Source organism: Methylophaga sp. UBA3613, assembly GCF_002375415.1.
Taxonomy (GTDB): Bacteria; Pseudomonadota; Gammaproteobacteria; order Nitrosococcales; family Methylophagaceae; genus Methylophaga.
This window is the reverse complement of sequence record NZ_DFLS01000014.1, coordinates 83,201-102,379: the sequence shown is the minus strand read 5'-3', so window position 1 is coordinate 102,379 and position 19,179 is coordinate 83,201. Positions and strand designations below refer to the sequence as shown.

The 19,179-nt window shown below is 45.8% G+C and carries 19 protein-coding genes; 10 read left to right on the top strand and 9 right to left on the bottom strand.

Features of this window, described 5'->3' with window-relative positions:
* Genes B3S93_RS15305 through pmbA form a run of 3 tightly spaced genes read left to right on the top strand, consistent with a single transcriptional unit; the run spans position 1 to position 2,492 of the window.
* A complete protein-coding gene (locus tag B3S93_RS15305) occupies positions 1 to 759 on the top strand; it encodes a HesA/MoeB/ThiF family protein (protein ID WP_292400975.1) in 759 nt (252 codons plus the stop codon).
* Complete coding sequence (locus B3S93_RS15300; protein WP_292356129.1) at positions 760 to 1,170, top strand: M67 family metallopeptidase; 411 nt, start codon at positions 760 to 762, stop codon at positions 1,168 to 1,170.
* Complete coding sequence (pmbA, locus tag B3S93_RS15295) at positions 1,167 to 2,492, top strand: metalloprotease PmbA (RefSeq protein ID WP_292400971.1); 1,326 nt, start codon at positions 1,167 to 1,169, stop codon at positions 2,490 to 2,492. Before B3S93_RS15300 ends, pmbA begins: the two co-directional genes overlap by 4 nt.
* Before the next feature lie 58 nt (positions 2,493 to 2,550).
* On the opposite strand, the gene B3S93_RS15290 is transcribed toward pmbA, so the two are convergent.
* The 4 genes from B3S93_RS15290 to B3S93_RS15275 are packed head-to-tail and all read right to left on the bottom strand — an operon-like array spanning position 2,551 to position 5,886.
* Positions 2,551 to 4,722 carry a PilZ domain-containing protein gene (locus B3S93_RS15290; protein ID WP_292400968.1) on the bottom strand — a complete coding sequence of 724 codons (2,172 nt, stop codon included), beginning with the start codon at positions 4,720 to 4,722 and terminating at the stop codon, positions 2,551 to 2,553.
* Positions 4,723 to 4,730: 8 nt separating this feature from the next.
* Positions 4,731 to 5,000: a BolA family protein gene (locus tag B3S93_RS15285; RefSeq protein WP_292400965.1), complete on the bottom strand. Its 270-nt coding sequence runs from the start codon at positions 4,998 to 5,000 to the stop codon at positions 4,731 to 4,733.
* Positions 4,997 to 5,296 (bottom strand): YciI family protein, encoded by a 300-nt coding sequence (locus tag B3S93_RS15280; protein ID WP_292400962.1) that lies wholly within the window; start codon positions 5,294 to 5,296, stop codon positions 4,997 to 4,999. The genes B3S93_RS15285 and B3S93_RS15280 overlap by 4 nt, the downstream gene beginning before the upstream one ends.
* Positions 5,296 to 5,886, bottom strand: coding sequence for a septation protein A (locus B3S93_RS15275; RefSeq protein WP_292400959.1), 591 nt, complete (start codon positions 5,884 to 5,886; stop codon positions 5,296 to 5,298). The genes B3S93_RS15280 and B3S93_RS15275 overlap by 1 nt, the downstream gene beginning before the upstream one ends.
* Before the next feature lie 52 nt (positions 5,887 to 5,938).
* Between B3S93_RS15275 and B3S93_RS15270 the strand changes: the two genes are divergently transcribed.
* From B3S93_RS15270 to B3S93_RS15250, 5 genes are all read left to right on the top strand, one after another.
* On the top strand, positions 5,939 to 6,769 hold the full coding sequence (locus tag B3S93_RS15270) for a PHP domain-containing protein (RefSeq protein ID WP_292400955.1): 831 nt from the start codon (positions 5,939 to 5,941) through the stop codon (positions 6,767 to 6,769).
* Positions 6,770 to 6,839: 70 nt separating this feature from the next.
* Positions 6,840 to 7,466: an L-threonylcarbamoyladenylate synthase gene (locus B3S93_RS15265; RefSeq protein WP_292400953.1), complete on the top strand. Its 627-nt coding sequence runs from the start codon at positions 6,840 to 6,842 to the stop codon at positions 7,464 to 7,466.
* The gene (locus B3S93_RS15260) at positions 7,463 to 8,143 is read left to right on the top strand and encodes a lysophospholipid acyltransferase family protein (protein ID WP_292400949.1); all 681 of its coding nucleotides are present in this window, start codon (positions 7,463 to 7,465) and stop codon (positions 8,141 to 8,143) included. Before B3S93_RS15265 ends, B3S93_RS15260 begins: the two co-directional genes overlap by 4 nt.
* A 147-nt stretch (positions 8,144 to 8,290) precedes the next feature.
* Positions 8,291 to 10,876 carry an ATP-dependent chaperone ClpB gene (gene clpB, locus B3S93_RS15255; RefSeq protein WP_292400947.1) on the top strand — a complete coding sequence of 862 codons (2,586 nt, stop codon included), beginning with the start codon at positions 8,291 to 8,293 and terminating at the stop codon, positions 10,874 to 10,876.
* Between the two features lie 298 nt (positions 10,877 to 11,174).
* Positions 11,175 to 12,023, top strand: coding sequence for a formate/nitrite transporter family protein (locus B3S93_RS15250; protein ID WP_292400944.1), 849 nt, complete (start codon positions 11,175 to 11,177; stop codon positions 12,021 to 12,023).
* Positions 12,024 to 12,086: 63 nt separating this feature from the next.
* Here the strand turns inward: B3S93_RS15250 and cynS are convergent, their stop codons facing one another.
* The 4 genes from cynS to B3S93_RS15230 form a co-directional block, all read right to left on the bottom strand.
* Positions 12,087 to 12,527 (bottom strand): cyanase, encoded by a 441-nt coding sequence (cynS, locus tag B3S93_RS15245; protein WP_292400939.1) that lies wholly within the window; start codon positions 12,525 to 12,527, stop codon positions 12,087 to 12,089.
* 70 nt (positions 12,528 to 12,597) lie between these two features.
* Entirely contained in the window at positions 12,598 to 13,425 is an 828-nt protein-coding gene (locus B3S93_RS15240; RefSeq protein ID WP_292400938.1) for a formate/nitrite transporter family protein, read from the bottom strand.
* Between the two features lie 185 nt (positions 13,426 to 13,610).
* The gene (locus B3S93_RS15235) at positions 13,611 to 15,740 is read right to left on the bottom strand and encodes a putative bifunctional diguanylate cyclase/phosphodiesterase (RefSeq protein ID WP_292400936.1); all 2,130 of its coding nucleotides are present in this window, start codon (positions 15,738 to 15,740) and stop codon (positions 13,611 to 13,613) included.
* A 115-nt stretch (positions 15,741 to 15,855) separates the two neighbouring features.
* Positions 15,856 to 16,722 carry an SDR family NAD(P)-dependent oxidoreductase gene (locus tag B3S93_RS15230; RefSeq protein WP_292400933.1) on the bottom strand — a complete coding sequence of 289 codons (867 nt, stop codon included), beginning with the start codon at positions 16,720 to 16,722 and terminating at the stop codon, positions 15,856 to 15,858.
* Between the two features lie 102 nt (positions 16,723 to 16,824).
* On the opposite strand from B3S93_RS15230, the gene B3S93_RS15225 reads away from it, so the two are divergent.
* Positions 16,825 to 17,658, top strand: coding sequence for a CheR family methyltransferase (locus B3S93_RS15225; RefSeq protein WP_292356170.1), 834 nt, complete (start codon positions 16,825 to 16,827; stop codon positions 17,656 to 17,658).
* On the opposite strand, the gene B3S93_RS15220 is transcribed toward B3S93_RS15225, so the two are convergent.
* Complete coding sequence (locus B3S93_RS15220; protein WP_292400929.1) at positions 17,655 to 18,338, bottom strand: DUF4126 domain-containing protein; 684 nt, start codon at positions 18,336 to 18,338, stop codon at positions 17,655 to 17,657. The two genes, B3S93_RS15225 and B3S93_RS15220, sit on opposite strands and share 4 nt — an antisense overlap.
* Before the next feature lie 74 nt (positions 18,339 to 18,412).
* On the opposite strand from B3S93_RS15220, the gene B3S93_RS15215 reads away from it, so the two are divergent.
* Positions 18,413 to 19,171, top strand: coding sequence for a Nif3-like dinuclear metal center hexameric protein (locus B3S93_RS15215; RefSeq protein ID WP_292400926.1), 759 nt, complete (start codon positions 18,413 to 18,415; stop codon positions 19,169 to 19,171).
* Positions 19,172 to 19,179: the final 8 nt, after the last annotated feature.

The following is a 19,179-nucleotide window of genomic DNA, read 5'->3' as shown; positions in this document are numbered from 1 at the left end:
ATGAATGATGAACAGTTGCTGCGTTACAGCCGCCATATTCTTTTGCCGAATTTTGACATCACCGGCCAACAGCGCGTTTTGGAAAGCCGCGTTCTGGTTATTGGTCTTGGAGGGCTGGGATCACCAGTAGCTTTGTATCTGGCTGCTGCAGGTGTTGGGCATCTGGTGCTGGTCGATGATGACATTGTTGAGCTGACCAATCTGCAGCGGCAAATTGTGCATAGACAAACGTCTGTCGGCAAAGCAAAAACGCATTCAGCTGCGGCGACTTTGCAAAGTTTGAACGACACAATTAAAGTTGAAACCATTGAGCATCGCCTGGACGAATCCGAGTTAACCCAGCAGGCAACGCTTGCTGACGTGATTGTCGATTGCACCGATAATTTCAGTAGTCGTTTTTTACTCAACCATGTGAGCAAGAAAACCAGAACACCGCTGGTGTCAGCTGCAGCTATTCGATGGGAAGGACAAGTTTCGGTTTATGATGCGCGACAAGCCGATGCACCGTGTTATCGTTGTTTGTACGATGATAGTGGTGGCGATATTCAGCAAAGCTGTGCGGAGAGCGGGGTGCTTTCACCATTACTGGGCATGATGGGATCCATTCAGGCAATTGAAACACTCAAATTGCTTGCCAATACAGGAACGTCCCTCAATGGTCGTTTATTATTAATTGATGCGCAGTCAATGCAGATAAGAGAAATAACGTTAAAACAGGATCCGGCCTGCCCGGTATGTCACGATAATGAGAATAGCTAAATGACAGCAAAAACGACGATACGTTTACCGCGAACATTGGTGAATGAGCTATTACATGAAGCGCAACTTTCGCCTCAGCAGGAAATTTCCGGGCTAATAGGCCGTCATGGGCAACGCTGTATGTGTTACCCAGTAGACAGCGTTAAAACCGATGCCAGTGTGTTATTTGCATTAAGTGCCAGTGAGCAGTTAGCCGCATTAAAAGAAATGAAAGAACGTAATCAGGAATTGTTCGCGATTTATCACTCTCATCCCGATGCTCCAGCGTTACCGTCAGTTATTGACGAGGACGTTGCAGACTATCCACAAGCGTTGTACCTGATTATTTCATTGAATACACGCGGGGTTTTGGAAATGCGGGGCTTTCAAAAACATGGACAGAATATCGAAGAGGTAAATTTGATCATATGAGTAAACTTGACGCATCAGTATTAACAAATGCAGCGCAACAGGCGCTGGATGCGGCTAAAAAGCTGGGGGCCTCTGCTGCTGAAGTGGGTATCAGCCAAAGTCTGGGATTATCGGTAAATGTGCGTCAGGCTGAAATAGAAACGCTGGAGCACAATAAAGACACCGGGCTTGGCGTAACGGTATATCTGGGACAAAGCAAAGCTTCTGCCAGTACCTCCGATTTGCGACCTGAAGCCATTCACGAAACAGTGGCGATGGCCTGCAGTATTGCCAAGCACACTCAGGAAGATAAATATGCCGGTTTGGCCGATGCTGCATTAATGGCTACCTCTTTTCCGGATCTGCATTTGTATTACCCTTGGGAATTGTCTCCGGAACAGGCTATTGCGCTGGCAATGGAATGTGAGCAGGCTGGTCGCGATTTTGATTCGTTAATCAGTAACTCAGAAGGGGCCAGTGTTTCGTCTCATGAAGGTCAGCGGATTTATGCCAACAGCCACGGTTTTATCGGTCAGACGCAATCCACTCGTCATAGTTTGTCCTGTACGTTAATTGCCCGTGATGAGACTGGTATGCAACGTGATTACTGGTATGACGTTGCCCGTGACAGCCATGATCTGGCTTCGGCTGTTTCGGTGGGTCGTAAAGCAGCTGAGCAGACGTTAAAACGACTAAATGCCCGTGAAATTGAAACTGGTCACTATCCGGTGATCTTTGCTGCTGAAATTGCTTCATCTTTATTTGGTCAGCTGGTGGGCGGGATTCGTGGCAGCGCCTTATATCGTAAATCCAGTTTTCTGCTGGATAAACTGGGTGAACAGATTTTTCCATCATTTATGCATATCCATGAACAGCCACATCTCTTCAAGGCACTGGGCAGTTCGGCTTTTGATGCTGAAGGGGTGGCGACACAAAATCGGGATATTATCCGCGACGGTGTATTGCAGGGTTATGTGCTGGACAGTTATTCAGCCCGACGTCTGAATATGACGACCACTGCTAATGCGGGTGGAGTACATAATCTTACCGTTGATAGTAATGATTTAACATTTAAGGACATGCTGAAGGCGATGGATCGGGGCGTGATAGTGACTGAAACCATGGGCATGGGCGTCAATATTGTTAATGGTGATTATTCGCAAGGCGCTGCCGGATTCTGGGTCGAAAATGGAGAGATTCAATATGCCATTGATGAGTTCACCATTGCCGGTCAGTTGCAGGATATGTTCAAAGGTATCCAAGCGGTAGCTAATGATGTGGACTTACGCAGCAATATCCGTAGCGGTTCGGTGTGGATAGATAAAATGATGGTGGCGGCTTAGGGCTTGTTGATTTTCATCTCATAACCGAGGTGGAGATGAAAGATCAACCAGCCCTAGTTTAAGAATCGATGCTATCGCGGACGAAGCTAGTGATATCAGTTAAATAGGCCACAGCAAATATTGAAAATAACATCTGCCTTAGGTTTTTAATGCGATGAGCACTTTGATTACGTAATGCATTGATTTGACGTATCAAATCCTGCTCATCATGCAGCCAGTCGGTTTTGTTGTTGACCAGCTGACAATGAAAAATATAATAACTTTCCGAATTGAACAGTCGGTGCAGCAACAGATTTTTGGCCTCTGCGGATTGCAGTTCATGTTCACAGATGATCTGCCAGGGTTGATAACCTGACCGGTAACAATACAAACCCATACCATGAGTTACCACATTTTCAGTATGAACGGTTTTCAACTGTAATGTGATCCGCTGAATGGAATTGGAAATCGCCTGCCATAATTTGTTGTCGGTTTGATTTAACAGTTGAGAATGGCCAGCCACCGCCTGCAATACGCGTTTTTGTTGAATATCCAGGCCAAAAAATAGCGCTGTGTTGAGTGGTGCATGACTCAGCAGATCCAGATAAACCCGACTGTACTGCATTTGCAATAAATCATCTTCGCGCCGCGATAATGACTGTTGGTTATCTTTAATGGCCTTTTCAAAAAACTGATTTACAGCGAATGGGCATTGGGTGACCAGACGTTGCAAACCAAGTTCAGTTTGTTCAGCAAACTTCTGCACTCGCTTAACTTCATACGGCACACTACGTAAATTTAATTGCGGACGCTGTGATTGCCAACGGGTGAAATGCATGGTTACCCGGGCACCCAGCTTCACCGGCAAATCAGCATTGACAGACAACGACAGTCCATTAATCGAAACCTCGTTCGTTTGCGAAGAATATTCCTGACTATTTACAAATAAATTGACGGGGGTAAGTACGGTATAGCGGCTTTGCTGGCGTCGAATAAATGCTTTAAGCGAACTGACGGGGGGTAAATTGAAAAGAACCGCCGGTTTTTCGATATTTTCATCAGCATGAATTTGCTTTTCATTATCACTCAGCTGTTGCAAGCAGGCCGAAATATCAGTGATTTCTATCAGATTTTTTAATTGTGAAACTTTGCGTGAAAAATCAACAGCAATGCGCGGGTCTGATTGAGCCATGATATCAAAATGCGGATGGTAAATTGCTTCATCAACTTCCAATGCTGATACATGAAAATGCCATAATTGTGTGTTTTTTGGCCATGGCCAAAATTGTCTGAGTTTTGCTATTTCACTGGCATCAATCACCACCAGCTTTTCCTCATGAAGCACCACAAACCCATAATTTAAATTGTTTTGCTCAATATGAGAGATCACCCTTTTCACGACTGACAACAAGTCGGGCGTGTTGATGAAAATCTGATCACAAACAGTGCTGCTGTGGAGTGCAGTGACATTGGGCGATTGTTGCTCACCCATCCAGCAGAGCAGGCTGGGCATTAGCTGGCTGTATAAACGTAACAGACAATTTTGTGTCAGATTCAGAATTTCATTATTCAGTTCAGCCGGACTGTGCTGATTTCGATTGCTTAACCAGTTTTGCCAAGCTTGACGAACGTCATCACCGACTGAGTCATGAAAGCGTAATACAGCAAAGGTTCGCTGATCCTCATGATGCATCCGGGTAACATCAAACGCTATTTGAGTGGGCTCAGTATTATGAGTATCGGGAAAATGTTCAAAACTGACATTAACGGTATCGTTTTTTTCCAGTGCAGCTACATGCTTCATGCTGACACGGATGGCGTCAATGCTGACATCCAGCGTCATTGCATGGTAGCTAAGTTCACCCACTTGAATGGTGACCGGTAGTGTCAATAGCATGCGGGGCGCTTGACGTCTTACCGGTTGATCCAGCCGGATAAGCAACACGCCATCGTCTTCAATTGGAGTGGTTTGCTGTTGTTGTGCTTGCTGTTGAAACTGACGAACGGCCTGCATTAATGCTTCGTAAACACCGACGGTGTAATGCCCTCCCATGCGATCAACCAGCTGCTTGAGAATTAAATAACTACGGTCGTCCAGATAATGATTGATACCGCCAAATTCATAAGGCTGGCATTCACCGGTCACTTTACCGCGTAAATCAATAATGCGTTGACAGGGTTTTTGTAGTCTTTGTCGTTCCAGCTGGGCCAGAAAAGCCTGGTTTTGAGCTTTGCTGTTTTCTGTTGCCATTGCCCGAATTATTTCAGTTCATCAGGCGTTTTAGCTTGAATGCTTAACGCATGAATAGCAGATGGGAGTAATTCAGCAGCAGCGTCATAGACCAGCCGGTGACGCTTGATTAAAGATAAACCGGCAAACGCGTCACTGACAATAAATACCGTGAAGTGGCCACCACCGGTATTGCCTGCATGTCCGGCATGCAGATGACTGTCATCGGTGATCTGCATCTGAATCGGATCAAGTTGTTGTAATGCCTGCTCCAGTTTTTGTTGTGTTGATAAACTCAAGGTAAGACCTTACGAAATGGTTTAACAGTTACTTTGGCGTACACATCGGCCTCAATATAGGGGTCGGCCTCGGCCCAAATCAGGGCGTTTTGCAAGTCGTCAAATTCGGCGACCACCAAACTGCCACTGAATCCGGCTTCACCGGGATCTTCGCTGTCAATTACCGGATGTGGACCAGCCAACACTAAACGACCTTCATCCTGTAACGCCTGAAGACGACCAAGATGCGCCGGACGGGCAGCCATACGCCGTTGCAGGCTATCAGGCTTATCTTCGCTGATAATGGCATATAACATCAGGATGCATCCTTCGAATTATTTTCGTTTATATGACGGGACAAATAAATGGCCTGTCCGGCAATAAATACCACTGTAATGGCCAAAGAGCCAAATAATTTGAAGTTCACCCAGGTTTCTTCCGAGTAGTAATATGCGATATAAATATTCAGAAATCCGGAAAAGATAAAAAACAGAATCCACGCCGTGTTCAGTCTTGACCAGACCACGGTTGGCAATTGCAAATGCGCTGCCATGAGACGCTCAAGCAGGGTTTTATCGGTAAACACTCTGGCACCAATGAAGGCTAATGCAAACAACCAGTTCACCGCAGTGGGTTTCCACATCACAAATTCCGGGTTCTGTAACCAGAGCGTGGCCCCGCCAAGCACCATCACCAGAATGAAGGTGATTAAATGCTGTCTTTCCACTTTGCCGTGACGCAGCAAACCATAGAGAACCTGAAGTAGAGTAGCGACCATCATTACCGCTGTTGCAGCATAGATGCCGGCCACCTCATATTCCTGACCATTCCAATGGTAGACGCCACCGCCAAATTTATAGGCAATGAAAAACAGGATAATGGGCAGGAAATCAGTAAATAGTTTCATCTTTTTATTCAGTTATTACAGAGATGCCACATTCTAACGTAAAATCAACACCATGACGCACTATGACCTGCATTGCCATTCCACCGCCTCTGATGGCGCCCTGTCTCCAAAAGCATTGGTTGAACGAGCTGTTCAGCAAGGAGTCGATGTGCTTGCGCTTACTGATCATGATGGTACAGAGGGCATTAAGGCTGCGCTTGAGGCTGCCACAGAACAGCCACTCATATTAATTCCCGGGGTAGAAATTTCGGTCAGTTGGAATAGCAGTACGGTGCATATTGTCGGGCTTAACATAGATATTGAAAATGCTAAATTGCAAAACGGGTTAGCCAATATCCGCCAATATCGGCAGCAAAGAGCTGAACAAATTGCGCAGCGTTTGGAAAAATCCGGTATTTCGGGTGCACTTGAAGGTGCCGGAAAATATGCGTCGAAGACTATGTTAGGACGAATGCATTTTGCACAATTTCTGGTCGAACAAGGGCATGCCGCCAATACTAAAGACGTTTTCAAACGCTTTCTGGTGCGAGGTAAACCCGGATATGTGCCGGGACAGTGGACTGATCTAGAATCCGCAGTTGAATGGATAACCGATGCGGGCGGCCAAGCGGTTATTGCTCATCCATTACGTTATAAAATGACCGGTACCAAGCTGCGACGACTGATTGATGATTTTAAAACAGCGGGCGGACAAGCCATTGAGGTTAGTTCCGGCCATCAGCATCCAGATCAACTGAGAAATGTAGCAGCACTGGCCAAACATTATGAGTTGCTTGCTTCCTGTGGATCGGATTTTCATGGTCCAGAACAGACTTGGAGCGAGCTTGGACGATTTCTGCCATTGCCGGCCTCCTGTAAACCGGTATGGTCTTTATGGCACTAAAACGGTCATGTGCCATGGGTTATGGTATATACAAGTAATTAACCAACTAAAGAACTAATGAAGGTTTTAGATGAGCCAGTATTTTCAAATTCACCCGGATAACCCGCAACCGCGACTGATTAAACAAGCCTGTCAGATCATAATGAATGGTGGTTTGGTGGTTTATCCAACTGATTCGGGCTATGCACTGGGATGCCATTTGGGTGATAAAGGGGCTATGGATCGCATACGTCGTTTGCGCCAACTGGATGCTGATCACAATTTCACCCTGGTGTGCCGGGATTTGTCTGAGCTATCGGTATACGCCAAATTCAATAATGCCGTTTTCCGCTTGATTAAGGCGCATACCCCAGGCCCCTATACATTTGTATTACCAGCTACTAAAGAGGTGCCCCGCCGATTGCAGCATCCCAAACGTAAAACCATTGGTTTACGGATTCCGGTTAACAATATTGCCCTGGCCTTATTAGAAGAACTGAATGAACCGTTAATGAGTTCAACACTTATTTTGCCAGGCGAAACCATGCCGATGACCGAAGCCGATGAAATAGCCGATCAATTGAGTAAACATGTGGATTTGATTATTGATGGCGGAGCATGTGGCAGTGAGCCGACGACCGTTGTCGAGTTTGTAAATGACTTACCCGAAGTGGTTCGCGTTGGTATGGGTGATCCTGAACCGTTTGAGGTGGAATGATCATATATCTTGGTTTATTCCTATTAATCGCTTTCAGCATCTGGCTTATCGGCATTATTCATGCTGAAGCTGATTGGGGCGGACCGTCCGTTAACTGGCTGGATGGCTGGACCCGCTTAATCTGCCGGTATATTCAGCATTTACCGCAACAGAAAATAAATCTGCCAGAGACTGGCCCGGCGATTATAGTCGCCAACCATGTATCTGGTGTCGATCCATTATTACTGATATCAGCCAGCAAACGTCCGTTACGCTTTTTGATTGCTCGGGAAGAGTATGAGCGACCTTTGGTCAGTTGGGTTTTTAAAAAGGCAGGTTGTATTCCTGTTGATCGTTCCGGCCGTCCTGAGCAGGCGTTGAGACAGGCCTTAAGAGCTTTGCAACAAGGTGAGATTATCGCGCTGTTTCCCCACGGAAAAATTCATCTGGATACTGATCCACCAAGAAAAATTAAGGGGGGCGTAGGCCGGCTGGCAAGCTGGTCAGGTGCACCAGTGTTTCCTGTACGTATTGATGGTGTGAGAGCTCAGGGGAAAGTGTTTACCGCACCCTTTGTGCCAAGTCGAGTTCAGCTCACTATGGCTCCTTCGTTAACCTGTTCACCAGAAACAATGTTGACCTGTCTGCAAGATATTAGCTTAGCAATTGAAACGCCAGTCAGCGTCAAGTCAAGTTAAGGTTTATTTTGTCATTTATATACAATTAAAATACTTTCAATTACTTAGTAAGTTCAGAAAATAGTGATCTTTTCTGAGGACGATTACTTGATTTCTGAACAGCATCCCCCATTTTGTAATTAACTTATTTTTTACAGGGATATTACGATGCAAATCGATAAACTCACCAGCAAGTTCCAGGAAGCACTTGGCGCCGCACAAAGTCTGGCTGTTGGACGCGATCATCAAATTATAGAACCGGCACACTTACTGTTGGCGTTATTAAATCAACAAGGGGGCACGGTAAAACCGTTATTGGCACAAAGTGGTGTTAACGTTCCAGCTTATCAGGCTGATCTGGAAGCCCAGTTAAACCGTTTTGCCCAAGTTGAAGGTGGTAATGGGGATGTCCGCATATCTTCAGACTTGAACCGATTATTAAATCAAACGGATAAATTGGCGCAGCAACGTCAAGACCAGTTTATTTCCAGCGAGCTATTGGTGTTGGCAGCGGTAGAAGATAAAAGCCAGACAGGTGAATTGCTGCGTAAACATGGAGCCAACAAAACCAATATTAATAATGTGATAGACAAAATTCGTGGGGGCGAACGCGTGACTGATCAAAATGCCGAAGAACAGCGTCAGGCGCTGGAAAAATACACTATTGATCTAACTGCTCGTGCCGAAAGTGGTAAGCTGGATCCAGTCATTGGTCGAGATGATGAAATTCGCCGCACCATCCAGGTCTTGCAACGTCGTACCAAAAACAATCCGGTATTGATCGGTGAACCCGGCGTCGGTAAAACGGCGATTGTTGAAGGTTTAGCCCAGCGTATTGTTAACGGTGAAGTGCCTGAAGGCATGAAAAACAAACGAGTGCTTTCCCTCGATATGGGCTCGTTAATTGCTGGTGCCAAATTCCGTGGTGAATTTGAAGAACGTCTAAAAGCTGTACTCAGTGACCTGTCTAAACAGGAAGGTCAGATCATTCTGTTTATCGATGAAATTCACACCATGGTCGGTGCTGGTAAAGCTGAAGGGTCAATGGATGCAGGTAATATGCTGAAACCCGCTTTGGCCCGGGGTGAGTTGCATTGTATTGGCGCGACTACGCTGGATGAATATCGCCAATATGTTGAAAAAGATGCCGCTCTGGAACGTCGCTTTCAGAAAGTGCTGGTGGGCGAACCCAGTGTAGAGTCCACTATCGCTATCCTGCGTGGCTTAAGTGAGCGTTATGAAGTGCATCATGGCGTAGATATTACTGATCCAGCCATCGTTGCTGCAGCGACCTTATCGCATCGTTATATCACCGACCGCAATCTGCCGGATAAAGCCATTGATCTGATTGATGAAGCCGCCAGCCGCATTCGGATGGAAATTGATTCCAAACCGGAAGTGCTGGACCGTCTTGAAAGAAGGTTAATTCAACTTAAAATTGAGCGTGTTGCCTTACAGAAAGAATCGGATGAAGCATCCAAAAAACGTTTGGATACGCTGGAAACCGAAATGAAAAAACTGGCCCGCGAATACACCGATCTGGAAGAAGTCTGGAAATCAGAAAAAGCGGCTTTACATGGCAGTCAGCATATTAAGGAAGAACTCGAAAAAGCTCGGCTGGAACTGGAGTCCGCCAATCGTAGCGGTAATCTGGAAAAAATGTCTGAACTGCAATATGGCCGTATTCCTGCGTTGGAAAAACAGTTGGATATTGCCACGCAGGCAGAAATGCAGGACTTCACCTTGCTACGAAATCGTGTCGGCGAAGAGGAAATTGCTGAAGTGGTTTCCAAATGGACCGGGATCCCAGTGTCCAAAATGCTGGAAGGTGAACGCGATAAACTGTTGAAAATGGATGAAGCTTTGCATAAACGGGTTATCGGTCAGGACGAAGCCGTCAATTCAGTTGCCAATGCCATCCGCCGCAGTCGTGCTGGTTTATCAGATCCCAATCGTCCTAACGGTTCATTCCTGTTTTTGGGGCCAACGGGTGTGGGTAAAACCGAGCTGTGCAAATCGCTGGCAACATTTTTATTTGATACCGAAGAAGCGATGGTACGAATTGATATGTCCGAGTTTATGGAAAAACATTCGGTTGCTCGTCTGGTCGGCGCACCTCCCGGTTATGTCGGCTACGAAGAAGGCGGTTATCTGACGGAAGCGGTGCGCCGTAAACCGTATTCAGTGATCCTGCTGGATGAGGTCGAAAAAGCGCATCCGGATGTGTTTAATATTCTGTTGCAGGTATTGGATGACGGTCGGCTGACAGATGGACAGGGTCGAACAGTTGATTTTAGAAATACCGTTATTGTGATGACCTCCAATCTGGGCTCCAATGTGATTCAGGAAATGGCGGGTGAAGATAATTATGACGCCATGAAAAATGCGGTAATGGAAATTGTCGGACAACATTTCCGTCCGGAATTTATTAACCGTGTGGATGATGTGGTGGTCTTTCATCCGTTACAGAAATCACAAATTCGTGCCATTGCCGATATACAGCTGTCACACTTGCGGCAACGTCTTGCAGAAAAAGAAATGGGACTGGAATTATCTGATGCGGCACTGGATATGCTGTCTGAAGCAGGGTTTGATCCGGTCTATGGTGCCAGACCTTTAAAACGGGTAATTCAGCATGAGTTGGAAAACCCGTTAGCCCAGGCTTTATTGTCTGGTCGCTTTGTGGCCGGACAGGTTATCAAGGTAGATGTGCAGGATGAAGAATTAACCTTTACCAGTGAGCTGATGCACTAGATGCTGTTGTTCTCTCATAGCCACCTCTGCTTGAGGCTATTTTTTTGTCTAACAAGCGGCGCTGAAAGAGTAACAGAGCCTGTTAAAACGGGAATCATTTATCGAGTTGGGTAAAACTTACCCAACTCGATATTTTAATGAAACCATGATTCAGAACTTTGGTTAAAGATTATTTCGCCTGTATTACCTGTTGAGCTTAAATAATCATTACTGAAGTTGGGAATACAATCCCTGCAAAGCGTTGCAAGTCACTGATATAATGCCGGACTTTGTCCTTATCTCTCACAGGTAACTACTCATGTCTGATTTCGGCAAGTTTGTCGATGCTTTCACGCCAGCGGAAGTCGCGGAAAAAGTCAAAACCGTTGGCGTGGATAAGGCCAATATGTCCATTATCCCACTGGTGATTCTCTCATTAATGGCGGGGGCGTTTATCTCGTTTGCCGCCATGTACTACACAGTGGTGATGACGGACGCCGGTGCTGCATATGGTCTGGCCAGACTGGTCGGTGGTCTGGTATTTGCCTTGGGCTTTATTCTGGTGGTGATAGCCGGGGCAGAGTTATTTACCGGAAATACACTGGTGGTGATGGCTTACGCCAAAGGGCAGGTAAGTTTTAAATCTTTAATGCGCAACTGGGGCATTGTCTATGTTGGTAATCTGGTCGGTGCTTTAGTCACTGTTTATCTGGTTTATCTCTCCGGCTATTTAAGTGATGGCAATCTGGGGGTAGGTGTTACTGCGATAAAAACCGGTCTTGCCAAAGTTGACCATACCACTACAGAAGCTTTTGTCCGCGGATTATTCTGTAATGTACTGGTCTGTCTAGGCAGCTGGATGGTCTACGCATCACGTAGTGTGACGGATAAAGTGATGGCCGTGTTATTTCCCATCTCAGGCTTTGTGGCGATGGGGTTTGAGCATTGCGTGGCGAATATGTACATGATTCCAATTGCGATGATAGCCGCAACTGATCAAGCCATTGTGGCTGCCGGTCATTTTGATGCCGCGCAGCTGGCCACACTGGATTTTGGTGGCTTAATGGGTAATATTATCCCCGTTACGTTGGGAAATATTGTCGGTGGAGCTGGATTTGTAGCAATGGCTTACTATTTGGTTTATGTCTACGCTCGTCCTAATAGATAAAATTTAAGCTGCACTGTGCAAGGCAGTGCAGCTTACTTTTTTACCTGACTTTATTCAGTAGACTTACCAGGATTTATACGGAAGAAATTTACCATCCAGGGTGATGACAATCCGATCACCTTTCGGATCCGGTTTTTTCTCGATATTCATGGCAAAATCAATGGCACTGACAATGCCATCGCCACATTTTTCATGCACAATTTCTTTAATGGTTGGACCATAAACCGACATCATTTCATAAAGACGGTAGAGCAATGGATCGGTAGGAACCGTTTGGTCCCATTGCTTGTTCGGATATTTCTGCAGAGCCAGTTCCACTTCAGTGCCCAAATCCAGTGACTGACACAGTTTTTTGGCGGTTTCGGCCGGCATGCTGTTCATTCCAAGACAGGCTGATGCTGTCCATTCCGGTGACATGCCAATGGCTTCACCGATTTTTTCCCAGGTCAGTTCTTTAGTTTCTTTTGCCACCATGATGGCTTGCGTCATAGCAAGTTTATTCATTGTCACTCCAAAATCTTTTGTACGAATAAAAAACCTGACACCAATACCCGGTGCCAGGCCAACGAGGAAATCAATTCATTTTTTCTGAAAATTCAGCGGTAGGTGCACCGGTTTTGTAATGCGTCGCATACAACATGCCACCAGTCAGTACCAAACCGCCGACCAGATTACCGAAGATGACCGGGATTTCGTTCCACAATAACCAGTCAGCAATGGTGATATCTGCGCCCATTAACATACCCATCGGGAACAGGAACATGTTGACGACGGCATGTTCGAAAACCAGACCGAAGAACACTGCGATAGGCAACCACATTGCCACCACTTTGCCGGCAACTGAATTAGACAGCATCGCACCAACCACGCCGGTAGAGACCATCCAGTTACACAGAATGCCAGCGACAAAGACCGTTAACCAACCGGCACCACCATGCGCTGCAAATCCTAGCGTGCGCGCCTCAGCAGCCTTAGCGATGGCCTGACCAGCTGCGCCTGGTTCAGCGGTAAATGCAAAGGTCCAGGCGATACCAACTAACAGTGCTGTTGTTAATGCACCGAACAGATTGCCAATGCCTACCAGTAACCAGTTTTTTAACATGCCGTTAAAGGTACAACCGCGGCGTTTATCCAGAAGGGCTAATGGTACTAATGCAAATACCCCTGTCAGCAAATCAAAGCCCAATAAATTCAGTAAAACAAATCCGACAGGGAAGACTAATGCGCCAACAATTGGCAAACCGGTCTGTACTGCTGCAGTCACAGCAAATGCCACGGCCAGGGTCAAGATAGCCCCTGCCATATAAGATCGAATTAATACGTCCCGGGTAGCCATTTTGAGCTTTGATTCACCGGCATCGACCATTTTTTTAGTAAATTCGCTTGGTATGAGATAAGACATAAACGCTCCAGATTGAATTGATGTAAACAGGTAAGCAGTTTGCATGTTTTATGCCTGACTTACTTAATGCTTTAATATCAATTAGTTAATGTTTATGTTTGGTTTTGAGAAGAGGCTTTTTGCACCAAGATGATTCGAAGTGACGCCCTTGTTGCACAAGCATGAAGCGCACTATCAATAAAATTTTATTTAGAAACCGTTTCAGACCAGGTCGTACTATCAAGCAACGCGGGTTGTGGGCGGCCAATGTGATAACCCTGAGCAAAATCCACCCCATAGCCTCTTAACAACGCTAATATTTCCGCATTTTCGACAAACTCAGCAGTGGTCTGACGATTAAGCCCTTTGGCGACATCGACTAAAGCTTTGACAAAAAGCTGGTCATCGGCATTTTTATCCAGATTTTTAATAAAGATGCCATCAATTTTGATGATATCGACGGGCAGTTCCCGCATATAGTTAAATGATGAAAACCCGACGCCAAAATCATCTAGGGAAAACCGACAGCCTAAAGCTTTTATTGCCTGCATCATGGCTTTGGCTTGCTGCAGATTAGAGACTGCTACCGTTTCTGTGATCTCAAAAATAATGCCATTGGGATTGACTTGATGTTCGGCAATCGTCTTTTCCAGCAACGGCAATAACACGGATGTATCAATAACCAATCCAGAAAGGTTTATGGCAAAACAAACGTTTCTTCCCTGCTTTTGCAATGCCCCCAGTTGTTGCAGGGCGTGGTAAATAACGTAATGATCTATCTGCTGAATCAAACCAACCTGTTCAGCAATCTGAATAAATTTCCCGGGTAGCCGCAACTCACCAGTGCCGGGATCCCTCATTCGCAGTAAAACTTCGTAATGTTCAATTTTGTCGGTCTGCAATTCGAGAATCGGCTGATAGAACAACACAAACAGATCCTGCTCCAGAGCCTGTTCAATTCGATGTTTCCATAACACGCGGGCTTGCAGTTGCTCTCTAGTACGATCATCAGGTGAAAAGGTATGGAAACTGCCCTTACTAAAAGCTTTGGCTTGGTACATGGCCAGATCAGCAAACCCCATCAGTTCATGAATACTGGCGTCCTGTAACGGGAAATGCACAATACCGATGCTGGTTGATACTTTGTGGTGAACTGCACCATATTCGAGCTGAATGGTACTCAGCTCATGGATTACTTTTTTTGCCAGGGTGATGGCACCTTCGGGATCGCTTTCAGGCATTAAAATGGCGAACTCATCGCCTCCCAGTCTGGCAACCAGATCAGTAAAACGAGTTATCCGTTTCAGAGCTCGGGCAACCAGAATCAACAGTTCGTCACCGGCCCGGTGACCACTGGTATCGTTGATGTCCTTGAATTGATCCAAATCGAGATACAACAGTGTGTTGTGGTGGTGATACCGAATCGCCATACGCAGCGACTTTTCGAACTCTTCAATAAATTTACGCCGATTACATAAGTCGGTCAGCGGATCATGTTCAGCCATCCAGACAATGCGTTTTTCAGCCTCTTTTTTATCGGTCATATCCAGGCCAACCGATAAAATTACCGCTTGCTGGTTGTCATGTTCAAGGCGTGAATGCAACCAGGAAATCTGACGGATAAGGCCGGTTTTATCAATGAGTTCGGCATCTTGTTGGGCAATTCGCTGATGACCGGCCAGCAATTCATTGAAATGGATATTGGCCTCAGTCCAATGACTGGCAGGAAACATTCTGGCGACATTGGTATTGATAACTTCGTTTTTGTTATAGCCGGTGATTTGTTCGCCATAATCGTTAAACAGAGAAATATCGAATTTTTTATCAATGGTTAAAACGATTAACTGGGCGGTATCAAGCAGGCTTTTTATGAAGTCACGATCTTTTCGCAGCTCACGATTTTTAATCTGAACCTGCTGATTGCGCAGCCGCCTGTGCTGATCGAGATGATCAAGCACATTTATCAGCTGATGGGTAAGGTTCGACAGCTCAATAACTTCCTGATCAATACTGCTGACAGTTGTTTCTGATAAAAGCTGGCGTGCCTGCTGATATTTTTTTGCCGATAATAAGGGAAGTGCCAGAGATATTTGTTCAATCTGAATTAACGGTTGGGATAGACGTCGCAATACCCATAACGTTAAGGCCAGAGAAAACAGCAGGATCAATAAAAGGGGGAAGAGATAGATGGTCAGCAGCTGTGTTTTTTCAAAAAGACCCTGCTGAAAGTTTAAATAACCGATAAGGCTAAGAATGACGAAGCCGGTCAGGCAACTGCCAAAAAAAATGCTGTAGGCTGTTTTCCAATGAAATTGAAGTTTTGACATCCTGGCCATTTATCTCTCATCCATGGGAAGCATTATGCCGGCGATTATGGCATATCACTGAGTGAAAATAATGTGCACTAGGGCCTGTTTATCTCTCATAGCCGCCTATAAAAGATACACAGGCCTAGTGTTGTTCATCACGAGAAACTTTGCGCAGTACCCAATCCAGAGCGTTGGCAGGTAAAACGCGTTTGAGATACGCAAACAGATACGTCGGAAAAGTAACGTAATAACGAATCTTTGGTCGATCGGCTTCTATGGCATGTACTAACTTATCAACTACTGCTTTGGCTGGAAGGGTGAAAGGTGCTGCTGGCCCTGGTGCTAACAAGCGTTTTTCCATCGCAGTATAGCTCGCCTTATGAGCACTGGTATCTTTATTAATATGCTGCTGATATTTGGTAAAAGCATTGTGCCTGAACTGACTGGTTATTGGGCCAGGTTCAATGAGCGAAATGGTAATACCTGTACCTTTTAACTCCAAACGCAAGGTATCAGCCAAACCTTCGATGGCGAATTTACTGGCGTTGTATGCGCCCCGATAAGGTAAGGCGATGAGCCCTAATACAGAGCTGTTATAGATGATTCTGCCAGAGCCCTGTTGGCGCATCTGTTTTATCACCAGATTAGTCAGTTCCTGTGTGCCAAACACATTGGTTTCAAATTGTTCACGAAGCGCATCACGGCTTAAATCTTCCACTGCGCCTGGCTGACCATAGGCAGCATTATTGAATAATACATCGACTTTACCCTCGAACGCTTTTATTGCTGCCTCAACCATGCTGCCTATCGATTCACTGTTGGTCAGGTCGCAAGGTAAGTTGCTGATGCCTGCTTGTGAAAGCATAATTTGATCGACAGGTTTTCTGACAGTCGCAATCACATTATGCCCCCGCCGATGTAATATCCTGGCAGCTTCCAAACCGATGCCACTTGAACATCCAGTAATCAAAATATTACGGCGGATTATGTTGGGCTTGTTTTTTGGCATATAAGCAATCAGAGTATGGTTAAATTATAACGGCTAAACATTTAAGCATATTGACCGCTAAATGTTATAGAACGAAACAATTAAGGTGGGCAAAACTCAGGTATGTTACAAGGAAATGATATTAGTCAGACCGATTACGAACGGTTTCGACTTTTTTTGGAACAGGCCTGCGGCATTGTTTTGGGTGATGGCAAACAATATTTAATTGTCAGCCGTCTGACCAAGCTGTTACGGGATGAAAATATTCCGTCAGTTGCCGATCTGTTAAATGCCATACAGCGTGGCCACCCGCGTCACTTGCGAGACGCGGTTATCGATGCGATGACGACAAATGAAACCTCTTGGTTCAGGGATGGCGGGCCATTTGAAGTATTTGAAAAAATGACGTTGGCTGATTTGGAAACGCGGGTTACAGCTCCCTGCAGAATCTGGTCAGCAGCCTGCTCTTCGGGGCAGGAACCTTATACCATCAGTATGATCCTCAATGAATATATTCGTAAAAAGCCGGATAGCAAACTTAAAAGCACCCAAATCATTGCCACAGATATTTCCAACAGCATGCTGGCACTGGCAAGGCGCGGTGTTTATGAAGAACATGCGCTGATAAGAGGTATTTCCCCTGCAAGACGACAGCAGTTTTTCAAACCGTTTGAAGGTCGCTGGCAAATTGTCGATGAAGTTAAACAACGGGTGCAGTTCAGGGAACAGAATCTGTTGCAAAGCTATACCGGATTGGGTCGGTTTGATGTCATCCTGTGCCGTAATGTGTTGATTTATTTTTCGATGCAACGCAAGACAGACATACTTACCCGCCTGGCCCAGGCATTAAACCCGGGTGGCTATCTGTTTTTAGGTGCCTCGGAAACGATTAGTGGTTATACCGATGCATTTGATTTGCAACGCACGCCGCATGGTGTGGTCTATCGCCGTCGTTAGTGTTCGGATTTATCGGATACAGATTTAATCTCTATGGATTCAGCGGATTGGTCACTTGTTGCTGTTTTCGCCGTTTGCGGTTTTTCACACCACCCCAGCCAGCTTCCAATGTATTGTAAGACCGTTTTGATTAAACGCCATAAACGCGGTAGCAACCAAATCATTAACACGATGAAAATAAACAGTGCCGCAAGAAACCACAGTGGATGAGTGAGGGCCGTCCACAAACCGGCAATCACCAGCAAGTCTTCGGTTATTGAGGCTGTCCAGTTGCTGAAAGGTTCTGGTGAGGTATTGATCATTAATCGACTGCCGGCTTTAGTGGCATGAGTTGCGGCAGCAAGGCTTCCGCCCAGCAGACCTGCTGTTAATTCGATTGCCGGGCTGACATCTCCAACTGCACTTGCCGCCAACATGGCACCAGCCGGAATACGGATAAAGGTATGCAGAGTATCCCAGCCGGTATCGACGCCTGGCACTTTATCAGCGAAAAATTCCACACAATACATTACTGCTGCGGCTGTCATCACCAGCGGGTCACTGAGAACCTGCAACTCTGTCGGCAAAACCATATGGCCTGTTGTGCCCATATAACCCAGCATAAATACGGCAGCATATAAATTGATTCCACTGGCCCAGGCGGCACCCATACTCAGTGCAATAATACTCACAGCATCCATTTAGTGACTCCTGTTTGTTATAGTGGTGGGTCTGAAAGATCATCAGACCCTGGAGTTTTTGTGGAGTAATTTGGATGATAACCCGAACAGAGCTGATCGCCTATATTGATGAGCAATTGGAAGTATCGAGATTTCAGGACTATTGTCCGAATGGTTTACAGGTTGAAGGTAAACCAGAGGTGAATATTCTGGTGACCGGCGTAACGGCAAGTCAGGCTTTGTTAGAGGCGGCTGTGGAGCATAATGCTGATGCACTTATAGTGCATCATGGGTATTTCTGGCGTGGTGAAGCTCCCGCAGTGACCGGCATTAAATATCAACGTTTGAAAATGTTAATCAATAATGGCATCAATCTTATAGGCTATCATCTGCCCTTGGACGCCCATGCCGAGTTTGGCAATAATGTACAACTGGCAAAAATACTGAATATAGAAATGGATGGTTTTATTGCCGGTACCGGAGAACCCGCCATCGGTTTCCGAGGGAAGCTAACAACACCCCAAACCTTAGAAGAATTTTCATCCCATATTGCCTGTCAACTGGATCGAAAACCGACCATTATTGCCGGTCATGATCGTTTAATAAAAACAGTTGGCTGGTGCACAGGTGCTGCACAAGGTTATATTCAGCAGGCAGCAGAGTCAGGTCTGGATGCCTTTATTAGTGGAGAAGCTTCAGAGCAGACAACACATTTGGCCAGAGAACTTGGAATTCATTACATTGCAGCAGGACACCATGCCACTGAGCGTTATGGGGTTAAAGCCTTGGGAGAGCATGTTGCTCTGAAATTCGGCCTGCAACACTATTTCATTGACATTGATAATCCAGTTTAATGGACAAA